General features: G+C 68.8%; 17 protein-coding genes. 12 read left to right on the top strand and 5 right to left on the bottom strand.

The window, feature by feature from the left end; translation table 11 throughout:
* Positions 1–7: 7 nt before the first annotated feature.
* Positions 8–3013: a salicylate synthase gene (locus EPAKOI_RS09550; protein ID WP_423192093.1), complete on the top strand. Its 3006-nt coding sequence runs from the start codon at positions 8–10 to the stop codon at positions 3011–3013.
* Here EPAKOI_RS09550 and EPAKOI_RS09555 read toward each other — a convergent pair.
* Positions 2989–3735: a 4'-phosphopantetheinyl transferase family protein gene (locus EPAKOI_RS09555; protein ID WP_423192094.1), complete on the bottom strand. Its 747-nt coding sequence runs from the start codon at positions 3733–3735 to the stop codon at positions 2989–2991. The two genes, EPAKOI_RS09550 and EPAKOI_RS09555, sit on opposite strands and share 25 nt — an antisense overlap.
* A 270-nt stretch (positions 3736–4005) precedes the next feature.
* On the opposite strand from EPAKOI_RS09555, the gene EPAKOI_RS09560 reads away from it, so the two are divergent.
* Genes EPAKOI_RS09560 through EPAKOI_RS09595 form a run of 8 tightly spaced genes read left to right on the top strand, consistent with a single transcriptional unit; the run spans position 4006 to position 15468 of the window.
* Positions 4006–5313, top strand: a complete 1308-nt coding sequence (locus tag EPAKOI_RS09560) for an MFS transporter (RefSeq protein ID WP_124683998.1) — start codon at positions 4006–4008, stop codon at positions 5311–5313.
* 39 nt (positions 5314–5352) lie between these two features.
* A complete protein-coding gene (locus tag EPAKOI_RS09565) occupies positions 5353–6738 on the top strand; it encodes a NarK family nitrate/nitrite MFS transporter (protein WP_124683997.1) in 1386 nt (461 codons plus the stop codon).
* A gap of 43 nt (positions 6739–6781) precedes the next feature.
* Positions 6782–10543, top strand: coding sequence for a nitrate reductase subunit alpha (locus EPAKOI_RS09570; RefSeq protein ID WP_423192095.1), 3762 nt, complete (start codon positions 6782–6784; stop codon positions 10541–10543).
* A complete protein-coding gene (gene narH / locus EPAKOI_RS09575) occupies positions 10540–12093 on the top strand; it encodes a nitrate reductase subunit beta (RefSeq protein WP_313840036.1) in 1554 nt (517 codons plus the stop codon). Before EPAKOI_RS09570 ends, narH begins: the two co-directional genes overlap by 4 nt.
* Before the next feature lie 19 nt (positions 12094–12112).
* Positions 12113–12781: a nitrate reductase molybdenum cofactor assembly chaperone gene (gene narJ, locus EPAKOI_RS09580; RefSeq protein ID WP_124683994.1), complete on the top strand. Its 669-nt coding sequence runs from the start codon at positions 12113–12115 to the stop codon at positions 12779–12781.
* Between the two features lie 18 nt (positions 12782–12799).
* Positions 12800–13483, top strand: a complete 684-nt coding sequence (gene narI / locus EPAKOI_RS09585; protein ID WP_313840031.1) for a respiratory nitrate reductase subunit gamma — start codon at positions 12800–12802, stop codon at positions 13481–13483.
* Between the two features lie 9 nt (positions 13484–13492).
* On the top strand, positions 13493–14290 hold the full coding sequence (locus EPAKOI_RS09590; RefSeq protein WP_124683992.1) for a carbonic anhydrase: 798 nt from the start codon (positions 13493–13495) through the stop codon (positions 14288–14290).
* Positions 14287–15468 (top strand): NAD(P)H-dependent flavin oxidoreductase, encoded by a 1182-nt coding sequence (locus EPAKOI_RS09595; RefSeq protein ID WP_423192096.1) that lies wholly within the window; start codon positions 14287–14289, stop codon positions 15466–15468. The genes EPAKOI_RS09590 and EPAKOI_RS09595 overlap by 4 nt, the downstream gene beginning before the upstream one ends.
* A 595-nt stretch (positions 15469–16063) precedes the next feature.
* On the opposite strand, the gene EPAKOI_RS09600 is transcribed toward EPAKOI_RS09595, so the two are convergent.
* The gene (locus EPAKOI_RS09600) at positions 16064–17347 is read right to left on the bottom strand and encodes a hypothetical protein (RefSeq protein WP_423192097.1); all 1284 of its coding nucleotides are present in this window, start codon (positions 17345–17347) and stop codon (positions 16064–16066) included.
* Positions 17348–17653: 306 nt separating this feature from the next.
* Between EPAKOI_RS09600 and EPAKOI_RS09605 the strand changes: the two genes are divergently transcribed.
* Both EPAKOI_RS09605 and EPAKOI_RS09610 read left to right on the top strand, forming a co-directional pair.
* On the top strand, positions 17654–19657 hold the full coding sequence (locus EPAKOI_RS09605) for a type IV pili methyl-accepting chemotaxis transducer N-terminal domain-containing protein (RefSeq protein ID WP_423192098.1): 2004 nt from the start codon (positions 17654–17656) through the stop codon (positions 19655–19657).
* On the top strand, positions 19654–20307 hold the full coding sequence (locus tag EPAKOI_RS09610) for a response regulator (protein WP_124683988.1): 654 nt from the start codon (positions 19654–19656) through the stop codon (positions 20305–20307). Before EPAKOI_RS09605 ends, EPAKOI_RS09610 begins: the two co-directional genes overlap by 4 nt.
* Positions 20308–20328: 21 nt before the next feature.
* Here EPAKOI_RS09610 and rpiA read toward each other — a convergent pair whose 3' ends face one another.
* Positions 20329–21015, bottom strand: coding sequence for a ribose-5-phosphate isomerase RpiA (rpiA, locus tag EPAKOI_RS09615; protein WP_124683987.1), 687 nt, complete (start codon positions 21013–21015; stop codon positions 20329–20331).
* Positions 21016–21195: 180 nt separating this feature from the next.
* Between rpiA and tal the strand changes: the two genes are divergently transcribed.
* Entirely contained in the window at positions 21196–22152 is a 957-nt protein-coding gene (tal, locus tag EPAKOI_RS09620) for a transaldolase (protein WP_423192099.1), read from the top strand.
* Positions 22153–22175: 23 nt separating this feature from the next.
* Here tal and EPAKOI_RS09625 read toward each other — a convergent pair whose 3' ends face one another.
* Complete coding sequence (locus EPAKOI_RS09625; RefSeq protein ID WP_423192100.1) at positions 22176–22916, bottom strand: SIR2 family NAD-dependent protein deacylase; 741 nt, start codon at positions 22914–22916, stop codon at positions 22176–22178.
* A 3-nt stretch (positions 22917–22919) separates the two neighbouring features.
* Positions 22920–23657, bottom strand: a complete 738-nt coding sequence (gene rlmB, locus EPAKOI_RS09630; RefSeq protein WP_313840094.1) for a 23S rRNA (guanosine(2251)-2'-O)-methyltransferase RlmB — start codon at positions 23655–23657, stop codon at positions 22920–22922.
* Positions 23658–23702 lie beyond the last annotated feature (45 nt).

The following is a 23702-nucleotide window of genomic DNA, read 5'->3' on the forward strand; positions in this document are numbered from 1 at the left end:
ACGAGCCATGACAAAACCTTCGGATGTTCCCTTCGCCCCGCCGGGCGATTCGCACCTTGCCGGACGCATGGACGTGCTGCCGGACGCCTGGGCCACTCGCCATGGCGCACGCACGGCACTGGTGGCCGGCGCCACGCGCCTGACCTACATCGACCTGCAACAGCGCGTACAGGCGCTTGCCGCCGGGTTCCATCGCCTGGGATGGCGGCGCGGCGACCACGTGATCGTGCAGCTACCCAACACGGCCGGGTTCGTGACCGGCCTGCTGGCGCTGATCCGTATTGGCGCATTGCCGGTGATGACGCTCCCCGGGCAGCGCAGCGGCGACCTCGATGCGGTCTTCCGCGCCGCCTGCCCGGTGGGATGGCTGGCACACGGGCCGGCAGGCGTCATCCAGGCACAGGCCATCGCGGCCCGCCACCCTGGGCCATGCCGCATCGTGGCCGACGGGATCGGGCCGGCCACCGACGCGGGCGAGGTGCCGACGCTCGATGCGCTGGCGCTGCCACCGGCCGATGCCGACACGCTGCCCCCGCCAGCGGCACAGCCCGGCGATATCGCGTTGCTGCTGCTGTCTGGCGGCACCACGGGCGCGCCGAAGCTGATTCCGCGCACGCATGGCGATTACGTCTACAACTTCGACGCCTCGGCGCGGCTGTGCGGATTCGACGAAAGCACGGTGTACCTGGCCGTGCTGCCGGCCGCCCACAACTTCGTGCTCGGCTGTCCCGGCGTGCTCGGCACGTTCGCCGTGGGCGGCACCGTGGTCATGACCCAGCAGGCCGGCTGCGATGAAGCCATGCCGCTGATCGCCCGCGAGCGGGTCACGGACCTGGCACTGGTGCCGCCGCTGGCGCGGCTCTGGGCCGAGGCGCGGGACTGGGAGGACAGCGACCTGTCGTCGCTGCGGCGGCTGCAGGTGGGCGGCGCCCGGCTCGATCCCGCGCTGGCGCGCACGCTGCCGGACCGGCTGGGCTGTCCGCTGCAGCAGGTGTACGGGATGGCCGAGGGCCTGCTGTGCTACACGCGTCCCGACGACGCCGACGAGATCGTGTTCGCCTGCCAGGGCCGGCCGCTATCGTCCGATGACGAACTGCGCGTCGTCGATGCCGAGGGTCAGCCCGTGCCCGACGGTGCGCCGGGCGAACTGCTGGTGCGCGGCCCCTATACGATCCGCGCGTACTACCGCGCCTCGGCCGACAGCGCGCGGGCCTTCACGCCGGACGGCTTCTTCCGCACCGGCGACCTGGTCCGCAGGCGCGCCGACGGCAACGTGGTCGTGACGGGCCGCGTCAAGGAGCAGATCCAGCGCGCTGGCAAGAAGGTTTCGGCGGCCGTGGTGGAAGCCGCGCTATGCGCCTGCCCCGGCGTGCGCGATGCGGCCGTGGCGGCCGTGCCGGACGCGGTGCTGGGCGAGCGCATCACGGCCTGGCTCCAGGGCGAACCGGGCGCCCCCGGCAGCGCCTGCCCGGACGCCAAGGCGCTACGCGCCACGCTGCTGGCGGCGGGTCTGCCAGCGCATCAACTGCCCGACCAGGTGCTCTGGACCGACCATTGGCCGCTCACGGCAGCGGGCAAGATCGACAAGCGGCGGCTGGTGCAGTCGGTGCTGGACGCCGACTGCACCGATGGCGACGGTGGCGACGGTGGCGACGGTGGCGAAGATGGCGAAGATGGCGACGATGGCGAACCGCTGCGCTATCACACCTGCGAGTTGCCCCTGCACGCCGCCCCCCTGCACCTGGCCGCACGCATGGCGCGCGACGCCCCGGACGACACGCTGGCCATCTACGAGCGCAACGGCGAATGGAGCATCGGGATGGGCGCGGCGATGACGGTGACGGTTGCCGGCGATGGCGCCGTGACGGGCCACGATGGACGCCCCGTACCGGGCCCGGACACCTGCGCGGGCATCGCCGCCGCGCTGGGGGCCCTGCCGCTGGCGGACTGGCGGGCGTATGGCCGGGTGGATTTCGCGCTCGCTCGCGTGCTGCAAGGCATGCCGCAGGCCGCCCGCCGGCCGCTGGCGTGGCTGTTCGTGCCCGCGCGCGAAATCCGCCTGCTGCAGGGACGTGCGCAGCTGCGCTGCCTCGATCCGGCCGACCTGCCACGGCTGCAGGCGTGGCTGCGGGACCTTGACCGAATCGCGGCTGCCGGCCCGATGGCGGAGGGCGCCCCGTTGCTGGTGCCCGCCGACGCCGCCGACGGCAACACCTACCGTGCCGCCGTGGCCAGCGTACTGGCGGAAATCCGCGCCGGGCGGTATGAGAAGGTCATCCTGTCACGCCGGGTGCCCGTGCCGGCCGCCACCGACTTTCCGCTCAGCTACCTGGCGGGCCGGCTGGCCAACACGCCCGCGCGGTCCTTCCTGTGGCGCGACCCGGCGTGCGAGGCCTATGGATTCAGTCCGGAAACGGTGGTGGAGGTCGATCCCGACGGCCGCGTCAGCACGCAGCCGCTGGCCGGCACGCGCGCGCTGACCGGCGAGCCGGTGACCGATGCGCGGCTGCGCCAGGCGTTGCTGACCGATCCGAAGGAGATTGCCGAGCACGCGGTGTCGGTGGCGCTGGCACTGGACGAACTGCGCACGGCTTGCGACGAGACCGCGCTGCGCATCGACGAATTCATGGTCGTGCGCGCGCGCGGCAGCGTGCAGCATCTGGCGTCGCGGCTGCACGGACAGCTTGCCGCCGGCAAGTCGCCGTGGGCCGCGTTCGCGGCGCTGTTTCCGGCGGTCACGGCTTCGGGGATTCCCAAGCGCGCCGCCGTGGCCAGCATCATGCGCCATGAACCGGCGCCGCGTGGGCTGTACAGCGGCTGCGTGCTGACCGCCGACGCCGATGGCCGGCTGGACGCCGCACTGGTGCTGCGCTCGGTGTTCCGGCAGGACGACGCCTGCTGGATGCAGGCCGGCGCCGGCATCGTGCGCGATTCCACGCCGAACCGGGAATGGGAGGAAACCTGCGAGAAGCTTGCCTGCGTGGCCCGTTACCTGCGGTCGGCCGCGCCGTAAGCCATCGCGCCATGCGGGGGCAACGGCGCGCGCTGCCAGACCGCAGTGACCACGCCGTCCGCCTGACCGGCCCAGCCGACGGCGGTGCAAGCACCGGCCGGCCACGCCGGGTGCCAGTCGCGCGCCAGGCGCAGCGTCAGCGTGCCGGGGGCGGCCGAGGCCAGGCACGCGCCATCGAAGTCGACAAACTGGCGCACGGTGGGGTACAGCGCCTTGTAGAGCGATTCCTTGGCCGAGAACAGCAGCGTGACCGCCTGCGCGGCGTCCAGGCCGGTGGCCGCGCGCAGCGTCGCCACGTCGGCGGATGACGCCACCATCGGCCCCACCTCGGCGGCGGTGGCATCGGTCAGCCAGCGTTCGATGTCGACGCCAAGCATGGCGACGTCGCGCGTGCGGGCCGCCAGCGCCAGCGCCACCCCTTCCGCATGGCTGATGCTCAGGTGCCAGCCGGGCGGCACGACGGGCAGACCGTCGTCGCCCCGCCCCACCGGCTGATCGGCGGCGCCGGCCTGCCGCAAGGCGCGGCGCGCGCAGTGGCGGCCGGCCAGGTACTGGCTGCGCCGGCGGGCCGACGCGGCTGCCAGCGCGGCCGGCAGCGGCCCGGCCGATTCCATGGCAACGCCCGGCAGGTCGTCGCCGGTCCAGCGCATGCCATCGAGCGCCACCGTCGGCGGCAGGCCCAGCGCGGCGGCCAGTCGCGGCCAGGACGCATCGTCGTTCATTGAAATTTCATGGGAAGCGGCGGGCGGCTCAGGCCCGGACCCCGCGATTCTGGCACGGTTGCCCGCCGCCCGGCAGCCCTTGCCACGCCGGGCGCGCCGCCCCGCCAGCCCGCCCGGCCATCGCCCCGGCTACCCCCCGGACTACGCCGATCGAACTATGCCGATCCACCTAGGCGGGGCAGCCGCCGCCCGTCGGCCGGCGAATGGTCAGTACGCCACAGCGCGCCTACCCTTGGTCCCATCGTTTTCCCTACGACATCGAAGGCGGTCATGACTACTTCCCAGCTGTCCCGCTCCGCGCCCGCGCCGGTGCCTGCCGGCGCGTGGACCACGCTCTGGTCCAGCACATTCGCGTTCACCATCTGCTTTGCGGTCTGGATGATGTTCGCCGTGCTCGGCATCCCGCTCAAGAACGAACTGGGCCTGAACGACACCGAGTTCGGCCTGCTGGCCGCCACGCCGGTGCTGAGCGGGTCCCTGATCCGCGTGCCGCTGGGCATCTGGACCGACCGCTACGGCGGCCGCGTGGTGTTCTTCGTGCTGATGCTGCTCACGGTCATCCCGATCTGGCTGATTTCCTATGTCCACACGTTCTGGCAACTGCTGGTGCTGGGCCTGTTCGTGGGGCTGGCCGGCGGATCGTTCTCGGTGGGCACGCCGTACGTGGCGCGCTGGTTCCCGCGCAGCCGCCAGGGACTGGCGATGGGCATCTTCGGCGCCGGCAACTCGGGCGCGGCGCTGACCAAGTTCGTGGCGCCGGTGCTGATCCTGGCCGCCGGCACCTGGGAGATCGTGCCCAAGGTGTACTCGGTGGCGATGCTGGTCACGGCCGTCCTGTTCTGGCTGTTCTCGCGCAGCGACCCGTCGCACCGCGTCACGTCGGCCACCAGCTTCCGCGCCCAGCTGGCCGTGATGCGCGACCCGCGCGTCTGGCGCTACTCGCAGTACTACTCGGTGGTGTTCGGCGGCTACGTGGCGCTGGCGCTGTGGATGACCAAGTACTACATCGGCGAGTACGGCTTCGACATCAAGACGGCGGCGTTCCTGGCGGCGTGCTTCTCGCTGCCGGGCGGCGTGCTGCGGGCCATCGGCGGCTGGATCTCGGACCGCTACGGCGCCCATCGCACCACGTGGTGGGTGATGTGGATCAGCTGGGTGGCGTTCTTCCTGCTGAGCTACCCCAAGACCGACTTCGTGATCCACACCGTGACCGGGCCGCAGAGCTTTCACATCGCGCTGACGCCGACGCTGTTCACCGTGCTGATGTTCGTGGTGGGCATCGCGTTCGCCATCGGCAAGGCGTCGGTCTTCAAGTTCATCTCCAACGATTTCACGCACAACATCGGCGCCGTCTCCGGCGTGGTGGGCCTGGCCGGCGGCCTGGGCGGCTTTGTCCTGCCGATCATGTTCGGCGCGCTGGCCGACCTCACCGGCATCCGCAGCAGCTGCTTCATGCTGATGTACGGCACGGTCTGCGTGAGCCTGGTCTGGATGCACTACAGCCACCGCGCCGAGCAACAGCGCGGGCAATCCCGGCCCGAATCCGCCCCGCTACCCGACGCGGCGCGGACGGCCTGACCCGGCCTGGCCGGCAACCCCCTCACCCCCCGACACATCATGACCAGTACCGTACTGACCCGCTGGGAGCCCGAGAACGCGGCGTTCTGGCGCGCGCAAGGCGAGCGCATTGCCTACCGCAACCTCTGGATCTCGATACCCGCGCTGATGCTGGCGTTCGTGATCTGGATGCTCTGGAGCGTGGTGGCCGTGAACCTGGACCGCGCCGGCTTCCAGTTCACCAAGAACCAGCTGTTCTGGCTGACCGCCCTGCCCGCGCTGTCCGGCGCCACGCTGCGCATCTTCTACTCGTTCCTGGTGCCGGTGTTCGGCGGCCGGCGCTTCACGGCCATCTCCACGGCGCTGCTGCTGATCCCGGCGCTGGGCATGGGCGTGGCGCTGCGCGACCCGTCCACCAGCTACCCGACGCTGCTGGTGCTAGCGCTGCTGTGCGGGCTGGGCGGCGCCAACTTCAGCTCGTCGATGGCCAACATCAGCTTCTTCTTCCCGAAGGCCAAGAAAGGGCTGGCGACGGGCCTGAACGCCGGCATCGGCAACCTGGGCGTGTCGGTGGTGCAGTTCGTCACGCCGCTGGTGGTGTCAGTGGCCGTGTTCGGCGCGCTGGGCGGCGAGCCGCAGACCTACCAGGCCAACGGCGCGGCGCAGAACCTGTGGCTGCAGAACGCGGGCTTCATCTGGGTGCCGTTCATCGTGGTGTCGGCGCTGGCGGCGTGGTTCGGCATGAATGACATCGCCGATGCCCGCGCGTCGTTCGCCGAGCAGGCCGTGATCTTCCAGCGCAAGCACAACTGGCTGATGTGCTGGCTCTATATCGGCACGTTCGGCTCGTTCATCGGCTTCTCGGCCGGGCTGGCGCTGCTGACCAAGTCGCAGTTCCCGGGCATCAACCCCACGGCCTACGCGTTCCTGGGACCGCTGGTGGGCGCGCTGACGCGGCCGGTGGGCGGCTGGATCTCGGACAAGCTGGGCGGCGCCCGCGTCACGCTGTGGACGTTCATCGGCATGATCGGTGCGGTCTGCGCCGTGCTGGCGGCCCTGCCCCAGGACGGCCAGGGCGGCAGCTTCCAGGCGTTCCTGGCGGCGTTCATCGTCCTGTTCGCGCTGACGGGCATCGGCAATGGCTCGACGTTCCGGATGATCCCCGTGATCTTCCTGACCGAGCGCCAGCGCGCCGCCGCCGGCAAGGGCGACGCCGCGCAGAAGCAGGCGCTGCAGGACGCCGGCAAGGAATCGGCGGCCGTGCTCGGCTTCTCGGGCGCGATCGGTGCCTACGGCGGCTTCTTCATCCCCAAGAGCTTCGGTACCTCGCTGGAGATGACCGGCTCGGCCGACGCGGCGCTCTACTGCTTCATCGCCTTCTACCTGAGCTGCGTGCTGGTGACCTGGTGGTACTACGCACGCCGCAACGCCCCCATGCCCTGCTGACACTGGCGGCCCCTCACAAAAGCCCAAGCGGAGAACATAAGAAATGTCTCATTTTCTGGATCGATTGAAGTTCCTGTCGCGCGTGAAGTCCACGTACGCGGACGGGCATGGTGCGGTGGTCAGCGAGGACCGCACCTGGGAAAACGGCTACCGCAGCCGCTGGCAGCACGACAAGGTCGTGCGCTCCACGCACGGCGTGAACTGCACCGGATCGTGCTCGTGGAAGGTCTACGTCAAGAACGGGCTGATTACCTGGGAGACGCAGCAGACCGACTACCCGCGCACCCGGCCCGACCTGCCCAACCATGAGCCGCGCGGCTGCCCGCGCGGGGCGTCGTACAGCTGGTACGTCTATTCGGCCCAGCGCGTGAAGTACCCGCTGATCCGCGGCCGTTTGATGGAGATGTGGCGCGAGGCCCGCAAGACCATGGACCCGATCGCCGCCTGGGAATCGATCAGCCAGGACCCCGAGAAGGCCCGCTACTACAAGAGCGTGCGCGGCCAGGGCGGCTTTGTGCGCGCCGACTGGAACACCGCCACCGAGATGATCGCAGCGGCCAACGCATTCACGGTCAAGCGCTTCGGGCCGGACCGCGTGATCGGATTTTCGCCAATTCCGGCCATGTCGATGGTGTCGTACGCCGCCGGCGCGCGCTACCTGAGCCTGATCGGCGGCGCGTGCCTGTCGTTCTACGACTGGTACTGCGACCTGCCGCCGGCCAGCCCGCAGATCTGGGGCGAGCAGACCGACGTGCCGGAATCGGCCGACTGGTACAACAGCACCTACCTGATGGTCTGGGGCTCCAACGTGCCGCAGACGCGCACCCCGGACGCCCACTTCTATACCGAAGTGCGCTACAAGGGCACCAAGACCGTGGCGGTGTCGTCGGATTTCGGCGAAATGGTCAAGTTCGGCGACATCTGGCTGGCGCCGAAGCAAGGCACCGACGCCGCGCTGGCCATGGCGATGGGCCACGTGGTGCTGAAGGAATTCCACGCGACCGGCAAGTCGTCGTATTTCCGCCAATACATCAAGCAGTACACCGACATGCCGATGCTGGTGCTGCTGCGCGAGCAGGACGGCACGCTGGTGCCCGACCACTTCCTGCGCGCGTCGCACCTGGACGGCAGCCTGGACCAGTCCAACCATCCCGAATGGAAGACGCTGCTGATCGACGATGCCAGCGGCGAGATCGTGGCCCCGAACGGCTCGATCGGCTTCCGCTGGGGCGAGGCCGCGCACGACGACGGCGCCCGGGTGGGCCGCTGGAACCTGGAAATGAAGGACGGCGGCAGCGGGCGGGCAATCGATCCGCGGCTGTCGCTGATCGGCCATGAGGACGAGGTGGCCGAGGTAGGCTTCCCCTACTTCGGCGGCGAGCACGACGCCCTGCTGGCCCGCCGCGTGCCGGTGCGCCGCGTGACGCTGGCCGACGGATCGGTGGCCCGCGTGGCCACGGTCTACGACCTGCAGATGGCCAACTACGGCGTGGACCAGGGGCTGGGCGGCCCCAACGTGGCCGCATCGTTCGACGACGACGTGCCGTACACCCCGGCCTGGCAGGAAAAGCACACGTCCGTGCCGCGCAAGCTGGTGATCCAGGTGGCGCGCGAGTTTGCCGACAACGCCGACCGCACCGAAGGCAAGAGCATGGTGATCGTGGGCGCGGCGCTGAACCACTGGTACCACAACGACATGATCTACCGCGGCATCATCAACCTGCTGATGATGTGCGGCTGCGTGGGCAAGAGCGGGGGCGGCTGGGCGCACTACGTCGGCCAGGAAAAGCTGCGGCCGCAGTTCGGCTGGGCGCCGCTGGCGTTCGGCACCGACTGGTCGCGCCCGCCGCGCCAGATGAACGGCACGTCGTTCTTCTACAACCATACGAGCCAGTGGCGCCATGAAAAGCTGGGCGTCGACGAGATCCTGGCGCCCACGGCCGACCGCCGGCGCTACGACAACCTGTCGCTGCTGGACCTGAACGCCAAGTCCGAGCGGATGGGCTGGCTGCCGTCGGCCCCGCAGCTCGGCCGCAACCCGCTGGATGTGGTGGCCGACGCCCGCGCCGCCGGCAAGGACCCGGTGGCCCACACCGTCGAGCAGCTCAAGTCCGGCGCGCTGCAGTTTGCCTGCGACGACCCCGACAACCCGGCCAACTTCCCGCGCAACATGTTTGTGTGGCGCTCGAACATCCTCGGCAGCTCGGGCAAGGGGCACGAATACTTCCTGAAGTACCTGCTCGGCACGCAGAACGCCGTGTTCGGCGACGAGAACGACGCGATCAAGCCCAGCGAGGTGACCGTCCGCCCGGCCGCCGAAGGCAAGCTGGACCTGCTGACCGTGCTGGACTTCCGCATGAGCACCACGTGCCTGTACGGCGACATCGTGCTGCCGACGGCCACCTGGTACGAGAAGGACGACCTGAACACGTCGGACATGCACCCGTTCATCCACCCGCTGTCCGAGGCCGTGCAGCCGCTGTGGGAAAGCAAGACCGACTGGGAAATCTACAAGGCCATCGCCAGCAAGTTCACCGAACTGGCGGGCCCGTACCTGGGCACCCGCGAGGACCTGGTCTGCACCCCGCTGCTGCACGACACGCCGGGCGAACTGGGCCAGCCGTTCGAGCCGAAGGACTGGAAGCACGGCGAGTGCGACCTGATCCCGGGCAAGACGGCGCCGTCGATGACCGTGGTGGAGCGCAACTACGCCGACATCTATCGCAAGTTCACGTCGATCGGCCCGCTGCTGGACAAGCTGGGCAACGGTGGCAAGGGCATCAACTGGGACACCAAACACGAGGTGCACGAGATTGGCCAGCTGAGCAAGACCGTGACCGAGCCCGGCGTGAGCCAGGGCCGGCCGCGGCTGGAGACGGCCATCGACGCCGCCGAGATGATCCTGACCTTCGCGCCCGAGACCAACGGCCACGTGGCCGTCAAGGCGTGGGACGCGCTGTCCAGGATCACCGGCCGCGACCACACCCACCTGGCCACGGGCCGCGAGCACGACAAGATCCGCTTCCGCGACGTGCAGGCGCAGCCGCGCAAGATCATCTCGGCACCGACGTGGTCGGGGCTGGAATCCGAGGAAGTCAGCTACAACGCCGGCTACACCAACGTCCACGAGCTGATTCCCTGGCGCACGCTGACCGGCCGCCAGCAGTTCTACCAGGACCACCGCTGGATGCTCGACTTTGGCGAGGGCGCGTGCGTCTACAAGCCGGCCATCGACACCAAGACGGTAAGCCCGATGCTGGGCCGCAAGCCCAACGGCAACCCGGAGCTGGTTCTGAACTGGATCACGCCGCACCAGAAATGGGGCATCCACTCCACGTACTCGGACAACCTGCGCATGCTGACGCTGTCGCGCGGCGGCCCGCACGTCTGGATCTCGGAAGTCGAGGCCAAGGCCAACGGCATCCGTGACAACGACTGGGTGGAAGTCTTCAACGTGAACGGCACGCTGACCGCCCGCGTGGTGGTGTCGCAGCGCGTGCCGCAGGGCATGTGCCTGATGTATCACGCGCAGGAAAAGATCGTGAACGTGCCCGGTGCCGAGACCAGCGGCATGCGCGGCGGCATCCACAACTCGGTCACGCGGGCCGTGACCAAGCCCACCCACATGATCGGCGGCTACGCCCAGCTGGCCTACGGCTTCAACTACTACGGCACGGTTGGTAGCAATCGTGACGAATTTGTGATCCTCCGCAAGATGAACAAGGTGGACTGGCTCGAAGGGCCGCGCCCGGCGGAACCCGCCCCCCAAACCCAGGCAGACAAGACTGAAGGAGCATGGCAATGAAGATCCGCGCGCAAGTGGCCATGGTGCTGAACCTCGACAAGTGCATTGGCTGCCATACCTGCTCCGTGACCTGCAAGAACGTCTGGACCAGCCGCGAGGGCGTGGAGTACGCCTGGTTCAACAACGTCGAAACCAAGCCGGGTGTGGGCTTTCCGAAGGAATGGGAGAACCAGGACAAGTGGAACGGCGGCTGGAAGCGCCAGGCCGACGGCAGCCTGACCCCGCGCCAGGGTGGCAAGGGCAAGATCCTGTCCAACATGTTCGCCAACCCGAACCTGCCCCAGATCGACGAGTACTACGAGCCGTTCACCTACGACTACGAGCACCTGCAGAAGGCCCCGCTGGTGCAAACGCCGCCCACCGCGCGGCCGGTGTCGGCCATCACGGGCAAGAAGATGGACAAGATCCACTGGGGCCCGAACTGGGAAGACGACCTGGGCGGCGAGTTTGACGCGCGCAGCCGCGACAAGCTGTTCGACAACATCCAGAAGGACATGTACTCGACGTTCGAGAACACCTTCATGATGTACCTGCCCCGGCTGTGCGAGCACTGCCTGAACCCGACCTGCGTGGCGTCGTGCCCGTCCGGGTCGGTCTACAAGCGCGAGGAAGACGGCATCGTGCTGGTGGACCAGGACAAGTGCCGCGGATGGCGCATGTGCATCTCCGGCTGCCCGTACAAGAAGATCTACTTCAACTGGCAGAGCGGCAAGGCCGAGAAATGCGTGTTCTGCTATCCGCGCATCGAGGCCGGCCAGCCCACCGTCTGCTCGGAAACCTGCGTCGGCCGCATCCGCTACCTGGGCGTGATGCTGTACGACGCCGACCGCATCGAGCAGGCCGCGGCCGTGGCCGACGAGCGCGACCTCTACCAGTCGCAGCTCGACGTGTTCCTGGACCCGCACGACCCGGCCATCCAGGCCGAGGCGCTGCGCCAGGGCATCCCCCAGAACTGGCTGGACGCCGCGCGCAAGTCGCCGGTCTACCGGATGGCCGTGGAATGGAAGGTTGCCTTCCCGCTGCACCCCGAATACCGGACGCTGCCGATGGTCTGGTACATCCCGCCGCTGTCGCCGATCCAGTCGGCCGCCGAGGCCGGCTTCATGGGCATGAACGGCGTGATCCCGGACGTGGCCAGCCTGCGCATCCCGGTGAAGTACCTGGCCAACCTGCTGACCGCCGGCGACGTGATGCCGGTGCTGGGCGCGCTGGAGAAGATGCTGGCGATGCGGGCGTTCAAGCGCAGCCAGTCGGTAGACGGCGTGCAGGACCTGGCCGTGCTCGAACAGGTGGGCCTGACGCCCGCGCAGGTCGAGGACATGTACCAGACCATGGCCATCGCCAACTACGAGGACCGCTTCGTGGTGCCGGCATCGCACAAGGAACTGACCGAGGACAGCTTCGACGAGAAAGGCAGTTGCGGCTTCAGCTTCGGCAACGGCTGCTCGGGCGGCACGTCGGACGGCACGCTGTTCGGCAAGAAGAAGCCGCAGCCCGCCGTGGCCTACGCCGACCTGCCCCGCTCGCGCCGCAAGGCGCTGGCCACCTGAGGCCCACCGGAGAACGACCATGACGATTCATCGCGTATTGAGCGCCGTGCTGAGCTACCCCGAGCAGCCACTGCTGGACGGCCTGGGGGACATCGACTGGGCCCTGGCCGAGTGGCCGCAGGCCCGCGGCATGCTGGCGCCGCTGCTGGACGTGCTGCGCCACGAGCCGCTGATCCGCCTGCAGGAAAACTACGTGGCCACCTTCGACCGCAACCCGGCGCATTCGCTGCACCTGTTCGAGCACGTGCACGGCGAGAGCCGCGACCGCGGCCAGGCGATGGTGGACCTGCTGGAGGAATACCGGCGCGACGGCTTCGACATGACATCGGCCGAACTGCCCGACTACGTGCCGCTGTTCCTGGAATACCTGGGCGCGCTGGTCATGGACGGCAAGGACGAACGCGCCGAGCAGCTGCTGGGCGACGCGATCCACGTGCTGGCCGCCATCGGCGACCGCCTGGCGCGCAACGAAAGCCCGTACGCGGCGGTGTTCCACGTGCTGCGCACGCTGACCGACACCCAGCCGCAGCCCCAGGAAGACCCACCGGTGCGCGACATGGACGAGGCGCTGGAAACCTTCGGCCCCGGCGCCGACGGCGTGGAACCGCTGCTGGCGCGCAAGCCGGAGGTGGAGCCCGTGCGCTTCTACCCGCGCGACCGCGCCACGCCGACCCCGATCAACCCCTGACATCCGAGGACCCTCACCATGAACCTGGTCCACCAGTTCCTGTTCGGCATCTACCCGTACATCGCGGCGGCCATCTTCCTGTTCGGCAGCCTGGCGCGCTTCGAGCGCGAGCAGTACACCTGGAAGTCCGACAGCTCGCAGGTGCTCTATCGCGGCAACCTGCGCATGGGCAACATCCTGTTCCACGTGGGCATCCTGGGCCTGTTCTTCGGCCACATGGTCGGGCTGCTGACGCCGGTGGCGGTGTGGGACGCGCTGGGCGTCTCCCACGGCTTCAAGCAGGGCGTGGCGATGGTGGCCGGCGGCGTGATGGGCACGATGTGCCTGGCCGGGCTGCTGATCCTGCTGCATCGCCGGCTGACCAACGCGCGGGTTTCCGCCGTGACCCGCACCGGCGACAAGGTGCTGCTGCTGTGGCTGCTGGTGACGCTGCTGCTGGGGCTGTCGACCATCTTCGCGTCGGCCAGCCACATGGACGGCCACATGATGCTGCAGCTGATGACCTGGGCCCAGCACATCGTCACACTGCGCGCCGATGCCGCCAGCTACGTCGCCGATGCGCCGCTGGTCTTCAAAGCGCACCTGTTCATGGGCATCTCGCTGTTCGCGATCTTCCCGTTCACGCGGCTCGTGCACGTGTGGAGCGGCTTTGCCTCGGTGACGTACCTGGGGCGGGCCTGGCAGCTTGTGCGCAGCCGCTGAGGGGCCCGGATGCACGCGATCGAGCGCCTGCTGAAAGGGTTCGAGCGCTTCCAGCAGCACTATTTCGAGGAGGCGCCGGCCCTGTACGACGCGCTGCGGGCCGGCCAGCATCCCCAGACCCTGCTGATCGGCTGCAGCGATTCCCGCGTCGACCCGGGGCTGCTGCTGGGCAGCGACCCGGGCGACCTGTTCACGGTGCGCAACGTGGCCAACCTGGTGCCGCCGTGCCACGAAACCGAGAGCGGGCGGCTGCACGGTGTGTCCGCCGCCATCCAGTTCGCGGTGGAGCAGTTGCGCGTGGCCCGGATCATTGTCATGGGTCATAGCGGCTGCGGCGGAATTCGCGCATTGTTGGCCCGGCCCGCGGCGGACGGCGACACGCCGGCGCCGCGGCAGGACTTTATCGGCCCGTGGGTGCGGATTGCCGCACCGGCCCGGCACCTCGTGGACCAGACCATGCCCGACGCCAGCGCCGACCAGCGCCAGCACGCGTGCGAGCAGGCATCGATCCTGGTATCGCTACGCAACCTCGAATCGTTCCCCTTCGTGCGCGATGCCCGCGAGCGCGGCGCGCTGACGCTGCACGGCTGGTACTTCGACATCGCCGCCGGGGCGCTGCTGGCCTACTCGGACCGCGCCGACAGCTTCCTGCCGCTGGTCTGCCCGCTGCCCGCCGCCCATCCGGGCGGCATCAGGAACCGGCTGCGCCCCACCCGGCGCCGCGACGGCGCCCGCACGGACGGCGAGGCGGACGGCAAGGCGGCACGGTCCAACGTCGACCCAACACTTTCCGGAATGGACACATGAAAGATCTCTGGCTGAAACTTGCCGGCCGACGCCTGCTGCCGCTCGTCCAGGGCGGCATGGGCATCGGCATCTCCGCCCATCGGCTGGCGGGCACCGTGGCCGCGCACAACGGCGTCGGCACAATCGCCAGCATCGATCTGCGCCACCATCATCCCGACCTGATGGCCCGGACACGCGGCACGCGGGACAAGGAGAAGATCGAGGCCGCCAACCGCGTGGCGCTGGACCGCGAGATCCAGGCGGCGCGCGCGCTGTCGGCCGGCCGCGGCCTGATCGCGGTCAACGTGATGAAGGCTGTCGGCTCCCACGCGCAGATGGTGCGGCAAGCCTGCGAGAGCGGCGCCGACGCGATCGTCATGGGCGCCGGGCTGCCGCTGGACCTGCCCGAACTGGCCGCCGGCCATCCCAAGGTGGCGCTGATTCCGATCCTGTCCGAGACGCGCGGCATCGGACTGGTACTGCGCCGGTGGATGAAGAAAGGCCGGCTGCCCGACGCCATCGTCATCGAGCACCCGGCACATGCCGGCGGCCACCTTGGCGCGGCGACGATCGAGGACCTCGGCCACGAGCGCTTCTCGTTCGGCCGCGTACTGAACGAGTGCCGCGAACTGTTCCATTCGCTCGGCCTGGCATGGGACAGCATCCCGCTGATCCTGGCCGGCGGCATCAACACGCACGAAAAGGTGCGCCACTGGCTGGGCGAAGGCGCCGCCGCCGTGCAGCTGGGCACCGCGTTCGCCGTCACCGAGGAATCGGACGCCCATCCCGCATTCAAGCAGGTCCTGGCGACGGCATCCCCCGACGAAATCCGCGAGTTCACCAGCGTCGCCGGCCTGCCCGCCCGGGCCGTGCTGACACCGTGGCTGTCCCGCTACCTGGCCAGCGAAACCCGCCTGCAGCGCCGCGCCAAGCCGCGCGACTGCCTGGAAGGCTTCGACTGCCTGCAAGCATGCGGCCTGCGCGACGGCGTGGCAAAGATCGGCCAGTTCTGCATCGACCTGAAACTCGCCCAGGCCGTCCGCGGCGACGTCGAGCGCGGCCTGTTCTTCCGCGGCAAAGGCAAGCTACCGTTCGGCGAAGCCATCCGCCCGGTGGCCGAGCTGATGCACTACCTGCTGACGGGCGAGAAGCCAGCGGCGGTGGCAGGGGGTAATGGGATGGCGGTGGTGGGTGTTTGAGGGGTGAACATGATCGGTTCACCTGAGGACCCAGGGCTGTGCACTGAGTAATGCGAAGACTACGCATCGCCGCAGCTTTCGTATGCGTCTCGTGGTCAGGAGCAAGTTCAGCTGATAGCGGCCTGTGCTCGTCAAGCGAGACCGTCATCTTCCATTGCGAACTGGCGAATAGAACCGCCGCGATATGCCAGACGAAGGACAGCCGATCGTTTATATATCGCCACGCCAGGAAATCAGGGATTGATCTCGAAGTATCTGATGCCGGCGCGGAGCCGAAGACACGATTCTATTTCAGCAACACCCCTTATGCTGGCGGCGGCGAGGCGCACATCAGATTTTCAAGAGGCAAATACGATTACTACTTGTATGACCGGGTCGTCAGACACGATGACGGGCCGCGAACAAGCGCGGGGATGGTGATATACAAGGCCCGTAAAAGAGTGTCTTCCTTACATTGCACCAATGATGCCTCAATACATCAGAATGCATACTCCAACATGGAAACGGAAGCATACGAAGATATTGACAATTAGCCGCGCGTTCACCGGCAATGTGGGGCGCGAAGATTCTTTCGTTGGGCTCAGCAAAAAAACTGCTACCCACCCCCCCACACCCCACCCTGCCGACGCACAACCCACATGCGCCGCAGCGCGCCTAGCAACTGGACACCCAGCATCGCGTTAGCAGCCGCGAACAAGCATCCCCCCACCCTCGCCAGCGCTTCCGGTGCCATGGGCAGTGCGAGCAGTGCTGCGAAGGCTGCCAGCAACACCATCGCTTGCTGGCGTTGGCGGTGCGGCTGGATGATGGCCTGCATGACGGGGACCTTTGCGCGCGGCGGTAGCATGCGGCGCAGATGGAGCCACACCAGGAACGGGACGATCTTGCCGAGCATGGCCGTGACCGGCAGCGCGCCGCAGCCGATCAGGGCCAGGACGCCGATTACCCATGGCAATGCCGGCGCGGGATGGAACTGGGCGACGGCGGCCAGCGTCGCGGCGGTGGACATGCTGGCCGATGCGATGAGCCAGAGCAGCCAATGCGGGTCGTGCCGGCGGCGGGCGCGCAGCAGTGTGGTCAGCATCGCCATGCCGAGGATGACGATGAAAGCGAGGTACGGCAGCAGCGCGTAGCGGGCGATGGCGCCCTCGCCTGCCGTCACGACGGCGAGGCTGAAAGCCAGCAGCAACAGCCAATGCGCCATCGGCAGGCAGCGCTGTAGCGGGGCCGGCAGGCGTCGCGCCTGCCAGAACATTGGCAGCACGGTCGTGGCCACGCCGGTCACCAGGGCGCCCAGCCAGCCGCTGAGCCCCCACGCCACGTGCAGGGGCAGCACTGTCGATACCGGCAACTGCCACCAGCCGCCGAGCGTGCCCGCCAATGCGATGCCTGCGGCGACTGTCGCCAGCAACGGCGCGCCGATCCATGCCAGCGTGCGCGTCGTGGCATCGACGCGCACCACGCGCCGCCCCGCCGTCAGCAGGACCATCGCCACCGCGAGCGGAAACAGCGCCATCGCGGCGGCCCAGCGGAACGCCGCGCCGCCAGCGCCGAGGAAGCCGGCCGACAAGGCGGTCGCCATGCCAACTCCGGCCAGGGCGACGAACGGTGCGATCCATCGCACGCGCGGCACCGGCACATGGGCAATCACCGGCATCATCTGGAATAGTGCGCCAAGCATCACCGGCAGCAGCATCGCCAACGCCACCATATGGACCGACGCCAGCGCCAGCGGCGCAAAGCGGTGCGGCAAGCCGTCGGCGGGCCCGAGCGCCAGCAACAGCCCGGCGGCCGCGCCCAGCCACGGGGCGGGCATCAGGCAACCGAACACCACGGCAGGCCGCGGGGTGCGCGCGTAATCGAGATTGACGGCCTTCATGGGGATCGCCCGCGCCAGTCGGCGTTGAAAAACGCCGATTGTCCGCCGTCGTGGCGGGCCGCTCCAATAGCGGCGGGTCATCTACGCCACAGTCGGCCGTCGATCGCCGACTTATTGATCTGGCGCAGAAACGGCAGGCCCCGACGGGCCGAAAATCAGCGCGAGGTTGTGCCCGCCCCCTTGCGCCAGCCTGCATCCATGTCAGCTTTCGCCTCCCACCCCTCGACCGAATCCCCGCCCCAGGCATCCCGGACACCCGACAGCCCATCCGATCCTCCCTCGGCAGCCTTCCCGGACACGGGTCACGTGTCCGAAACCGTGCAGCTCACGCCGCTGCGCTACCGGCTGTCGACGCGGATCATCCTGCTGTCGCTCGTGTCGCTGCTTGCCGTGCTGGCGATGATCGCCGGCACGCTCTACCTGTCGTGGAAGCTCGAAGGTGCCGGCGCCGCCATCAACGATGCCGGCAGCCTGCGGATGCGCGCCAATCGCGTCGCCATCGAACTGTCGCTGTCGGCAGCCGGCAAACCCCATACCCTGACCAGCCAGATTGCCGCGCTGGACCGCACCCTGGCGCAACTGCGCAAGGGCAATCCGGCGCGGCCGCTGTTCGTGCCCGACGATCCGGCGATCCATGCGCAACTGGAAGCCGTGCTGGCCGACTGGTCCGAGCGGCTCAAGCCGATGGCGCTGGCCGGGCAGGCCGCCGCCTACGTGCAGGCGCTGCCCGGCTTCGTCGACCAGGCGGACCGGCTGGTCGGCCAGATCGAACAGAACAGCGCGCGCAAGACCGACATGCTGCGGCTATCCCAGGTGGGCCTGGCGGCGATGGCGTGCGTGGGCACGGTGGCCGTGATCTACCTGCTCTATCTCTGGATCATCCTGCCCGTGCTGCGGCTGCAGGACGGCCTGCGCCGCATGGCCAGCCGCGAGTTCTCGCTGCGGCTGCCGGTGGAAACGCGCGACGAATTCGGCACGCTGAACGCCGGCTTCAACCGGATGGCCGCCGAGTTGCAGGACCTCTACCACGACCTCGCCGCGCGCGTGACCAGCAAGACCGCCGAACTGGCGCGCCAGAACCGCGACCTCGAATCGCTGTACGACATGGCCGCGTTCCTGAACCAGGCCGGCGACGCGGAAACGCTGGCGCGCGGCTTTCTGGAACGCGTACTGCAGCAGTTTGGCGCCGATGGCGCCACGGTCCGGATCTACGACGCGCGGCAGGGGCGGCTGCATCGGCTGGCGGCCGTCGGGCTGTCGGCCACGCTGGCCGACAACGACCACTGCGCGGACATCGACGCCTGCCATTGCGGCCGCGCCACGCACACCGGCATCGTCACCGTGGCGGATCTGCGGCGGGCCGTGCTGCCCGATATGTTTGCCGAAGCGATGCCCGTCCATGCCCCTTCGAACGGCGCGCTCTCGCCCTGCCGCAGCGAAGGGTTCCTGTCGATGGCCGCCTTCCGGCTGGACACGCTGCACGGCCCGGCCGGCACGCTGACGCTGCACTTCCGCGTGGCGCGCGAACTGCCGCCGTCGGACCGCCAGTTGCTGGAAACGATGGCCCAACACCTGGCAACCGCGCTCGAACACGTTCGACTGTCGGCCAGCGCGCGGCAACTGGCCGTCGTGGAAGAGCGCAATCTCGTGGCGCAGGGGCTGCACGACAGCATCGCGCAGGGCCTGAATTTTCTGAATCTGCAAGTGCAGTTGCTGGAAGACGCCGTGGAGCGTGGTGCCGATGCCGAGGTGCACGACATCATCCCGCTGCTGCGGCATGGCGTGGAGGAAAGCTACCAGGATGTGCGCGAGCTGCTGCACAACTTCCGCTCGCGGCTGACCACGGGCGACCTGCGGCCGGCCGTGGAGGAAACGGTAGCGCGATTCCGGCGCCAGTGCCGCACCGAGGCCAAGCTCACGATGGATGACAAGGGGCTGCCGCTGCAGCCGGAGCACCAGTTGCAGGTGCTGTTCATCCTGCAGGAGGCGTTGTCGAACGTCCGCAAGCACGCCATGGCCGAGCACGTGACGATCACGATCCGCCACGGCCGCCTGTTCCAGCTCGTGGTGCAGGACGATGGCGACGGCTTCGACGCGAGCCGGCTGGCGCAGCGCGACGCCAGCCATATCGGCCTGCACATCATGCGCGAACGCGCGGCGCGGCTGGGCGCCCGGCTGGCCATCGACGCCCGGCCGGGGCTGGGCGTCCGCATCGAACTGACCCTGCCGCGCGACGACATGCCCCCGTCGCGCGGCGCCCCGCCCGCCGGGCAACGGCGCCAGGCGCCACAGGAGGAACCCGCATCATGACCATCCGCATCCTGCTGATCGACGACCACACGCTGTTCCGGTCGGGCATCCGGGCGCTGCTGCAGCGGCAGACGGACTTCGAGATCGTCGACGAGGCGGCCGACGGCGTGGAGGGCATCAAGCGCGCCAAGCAGCACCGGCCCGACGTGATCCTGCTGGACCTGAACATGCCGGGGCTGTCGGGGCTGGAAGCGCTGCAACTGCTCGTGGAAGACCTGCCGGACAGCGCCGTGATTGTGCTGACCGTATCGGAGGAAGCCGAGGAACTGGCCACGGCGCTACGCAGCGGCGCGCGCGGCTACCTGCTCAAGAACATCGAGACCGAGGCGCTGACCAGCGCCATCCGCCGTGCGGCGGCCGGAGAACCGGTGATTTCCGAGGCCATGACCGCCAAGCTGGTGCAGCAGTTCCGGGCGCCGCCGGTGCCGGTCCCGCCCGGGCGCGGCCAGGACAGCGCGCCGCTGACCGCACGCGAGCGCGACATCGTCAACGGGCTGGTGCGGGGCGAAAGCAACAAGGAGATTGCGCGGGAACTGGGCGTGGCCGAGAGCACGGTGAAGATCCACGTGCAGAACATCCTGAAGAAGCTCAACCTCGCCAGCCGCGTGCAGGTGGCGGTCTACGCGGTCGAGCACGGGCTGGCCGGCTGACCGCGCGGGGGGGGCATCCGCTCAGTAGTCGGTGCGCTGCACGCCCTGCTCGGTGCCCAGCAGCAGCACGTTGGCGCCACGCAGCGCGAACAGGCCCACCGTCACCACGCCGGGCAGCTGGTTGATGCGCGATTCGAGACCCTTCGGATCGTCGATCTTCAGCCCGGCGACATCGAGGATCACATTGCCGTTGTCGGTCTTGTAGATGCCGCCTTCCTTGGTCATGCGCAGGCGCGGCTGGCCGCCCAGCGCGGCCAGCTGGCGCGCCACGGCCGCGCGTGCCATCGGGATCACCTCCACCGGCAGCGGGAACGTGCCCATGACCGGCACCAGCTTGCTGCCATCGGCGATGCAGACAAAGCGGTCGGCCACGGCCGCGACGATCTTCTCGCGCGTCAGCGCACCGCCGCCGCCCTTGATCATGGCGCCCGAGGCGTCGATCTCGTCGGCGCCATCGACGTAGACGGGGATGCTGTCCACCTCGTTGAGGTCCAGCACCTTGAAGCCGTGCTGCTGCAGGCGGCGGGTGGACGCCTCGGAGCTGGACACGGCGCCGCTGAAGCGCTCCTTGAACGCCGCCACGGCGTCGATGAAGAGGTTGGCGGTCGAGCCCGTGCCCACGCCGAGCACGGCCCCTTCGGGCACTTCCTGCTTCACATAGTCCGCGGCAGCTTGCGCGACCAGCGCCTTGAGTTCATCCTGAGTCATGACAACAGCCAGAAAAGCGTTGGGAAAGCGCGTAGTGTAGCGGATCGCGGCCGGCGGCCCCGCCCCGGCCGGGAATACCGCGCCGGCGTTGCCGAACCGGTTGCCGCCTGGCGCGACGCCGTTACAATGGCCCATTCCCGGCGCCCTTCCAGCCGACTTCTTCCAGACGGAACCCAGACCATGAACGCGCTCGAACAACTGAAGCAGTTCACCACGGTGGTCGCCGACACCGGCGACTTCCAGCTCATGAAGCAGTACACCCCGCAGGACGCGACCACCAATCCGTCGCTGATCCTCAAGGCCGTCCAGAAGCCCGAGTACCGGCCCCTGCTGGAACAGGCCACGCGCGACCATCACGGTGCCGCCGGCGTGGAAGCGGTGATGGATCAGCTTCTGATCGCCTTCGGCTGCGAGATCCTGGCGATCGTGCCCGGCCGCGTGTCGACCGAGGTGGATGCGCGGCTGTCCTTCGACACGCAGGCCACCGTCGCCAAGGCGCGCCACCTGATCGGCCTGTACGAGCAGCGCGGCGTGGCGCGCGAGCGCGTGCTGATCAAGATTGCGTCGACCTGGGAAGGCATCAAGGCCGCCGAGATCCTGCAGCGTGACGGCATCCGTTGCAACATGACACTGCTGTTCTCGCTGGCCCAGGCCGTGGCGTGCGCGGAAGCCGGCGCGCAACTGATCTCGCCGTTCGTCGGCCGGATTCTGGACTGGTACAAGAAACAGGCCGGCGACAAGTGGGACGCCGACGCCAATGCCGGCGACAACGACCCCGGCGTGCGCTCGGTGCGCCAGATCTACGACTACTACAAGAAGTTCGGCTACGCGACCGAGGTCATGGGCGCCAGCTTCCGCAGCACGGGTCAGATCCTGTCGCTGGCCGGATCGGACCTGCTGACGATCAGCCCCGAGCTGCTGGAGCAACTGGCGGCCAGCGACGCCAAGGTCGACCGCAAGCTGTCGGTCGAGCAGGCGCAGGCGGCCAACATCGCGCGCATCGCCGCCGACGAGGCGGCTTTCCGCTGGCAACTGAACGAGGATGCGATGGCGACCGAGAAGCTGTCGGAAGGCATCCGCCTGTTTGCGGCGGACGCGGTCAAGCTGGAAAAGCTCGTCGCCGAACTGGCGGGCTGAGGCGGGAGGCGAAGGGCCGAGGGTCAGGTGGTTGGCGGCCAGAGCTTTGGCAGCGCGTCACCGGCCGCGGCCGACACCACCAGGTCGGCCGTCTGGTCCAGCGCCGACGGCTGCGGGTTCACGACGATGACCCGGGCGCCGTGCTCCTTCGCCAGGCCCGGCAGTGCCGCGGCCGGATAGACCAGTCCCGAAGTCCCCACCACCAGACAGAGATCGCACGTCTGCGCCGCGTGGTCGGCCCGGAAGCGGGCCACGCGCGGCAGGTCCTCGCCAAACCAGACCACACCGGGGCGCATCATCGCGCCGCATAGCGCACAGTGCGGCGGATCGCCGGGCACGGGCGGCACGGTGTCGCACCGGCCGCAGCTATCGAGCCACTTGTTGGCGAACAGGTTGCCGTGCAGCTCCACCACGTGCTCGCTGCCGGCCTGCTGGTGCAGCCCGTCGATATTCTGCGTAATCAGCGTTACCGATTTCTGCCGGGCCAGCGCCGCCAGCGCATAGTGCGCGGGATTCGGCCGGGCCGCCGCCACCAGCTCGCGCCGGTGCTGGTACCACTGCCACACCAGCGCCGGCTGGCGCCGGTAGGCGACCTCCGTGGCCAGTTCCTCGGGATCGAAGCGGGCCCAGAGGCCGGTCAGCGCATCGCGGAACGTCGGTACGCCCGATTCGGCGGAAATCCCCGCGCCGGTCAGCACGAAGATGTTCTGCGCCGCGGCGATCCACGTGCGGGCCTGCTCCAGCGTGGCGGCATCCCCGGCCATGCGTCAGCCCCGGCGCTGGCGGACCGCCTCGTACAGGCACACGCCGCTGGCCACCGACACGTTCAGGCTTTCCACGCCGCCCGCCATCGGGATGGCGACCAGGTCGTCGCACGTCTCGCGCGTCAGGCGACGCATGCCCTCGCCTTCCGCACCCATGACGATTGCCGTCGGGCCCTTCAGGTCCACGTCGTAGAGCGCCTTCTCGGTGCCGTCGGCCGTGCCGATGACCCAGACGCCGCGCTCCTGCAGCTCGCGCAGCGTGCGGGCCAGGTTGGTCACGGTGATATAGGGAACGGTTTCGGCCGCGCCGCTGGCAACCTTCGCCACGGTGGCGTTCAGGCCGACGCTGCGGTCTTTCGGCGCGATCACGGCATGGGCGCCGGCGCCGTCGGCCACGCGCAGGCACGCGCCGAGGTTATGCGGATCGGTGACGCCATCGAGCACCAGCAGCAGCGGCGTGCCTTCGATGCCGTCCAGCAGTTCGTCCAGGTTCAGCGCCAGCGAGATATCGTCCGCGCGTGCCACCACGCCCTGGTGGCGGTCGGTGCCGGCCATGCCGCGCAGGCGGTCGGCGTCGACGGGATGCAGCGTCACGCCAAGACTCTCCGCCAGGCGGATGAAGTCCTGCATGCGGCGGTCCTTGCGGTTCGCTTCGATGTAGATGTCGGAGACGCTCTGCGCGTTCTGGCGCAGGCGGGCGTTGACGGCGTGAAAGCCGATCAGAAGTTTGTGTTTGGCCATGGCGCGCATTGTACCCGCCATGGCCTTTCCACAACGCCGATTTGC

Source organism: Cupriavidus sp. H18C2, assembly GCF_049393795.1.
Classification (GTDB): Bacteria; Pseudomonadota; Gammaproteobacteria; order Burkholderiales; family Burkholderiaceae; genus Cupriavidus; species Cupriavidus pauculus_C.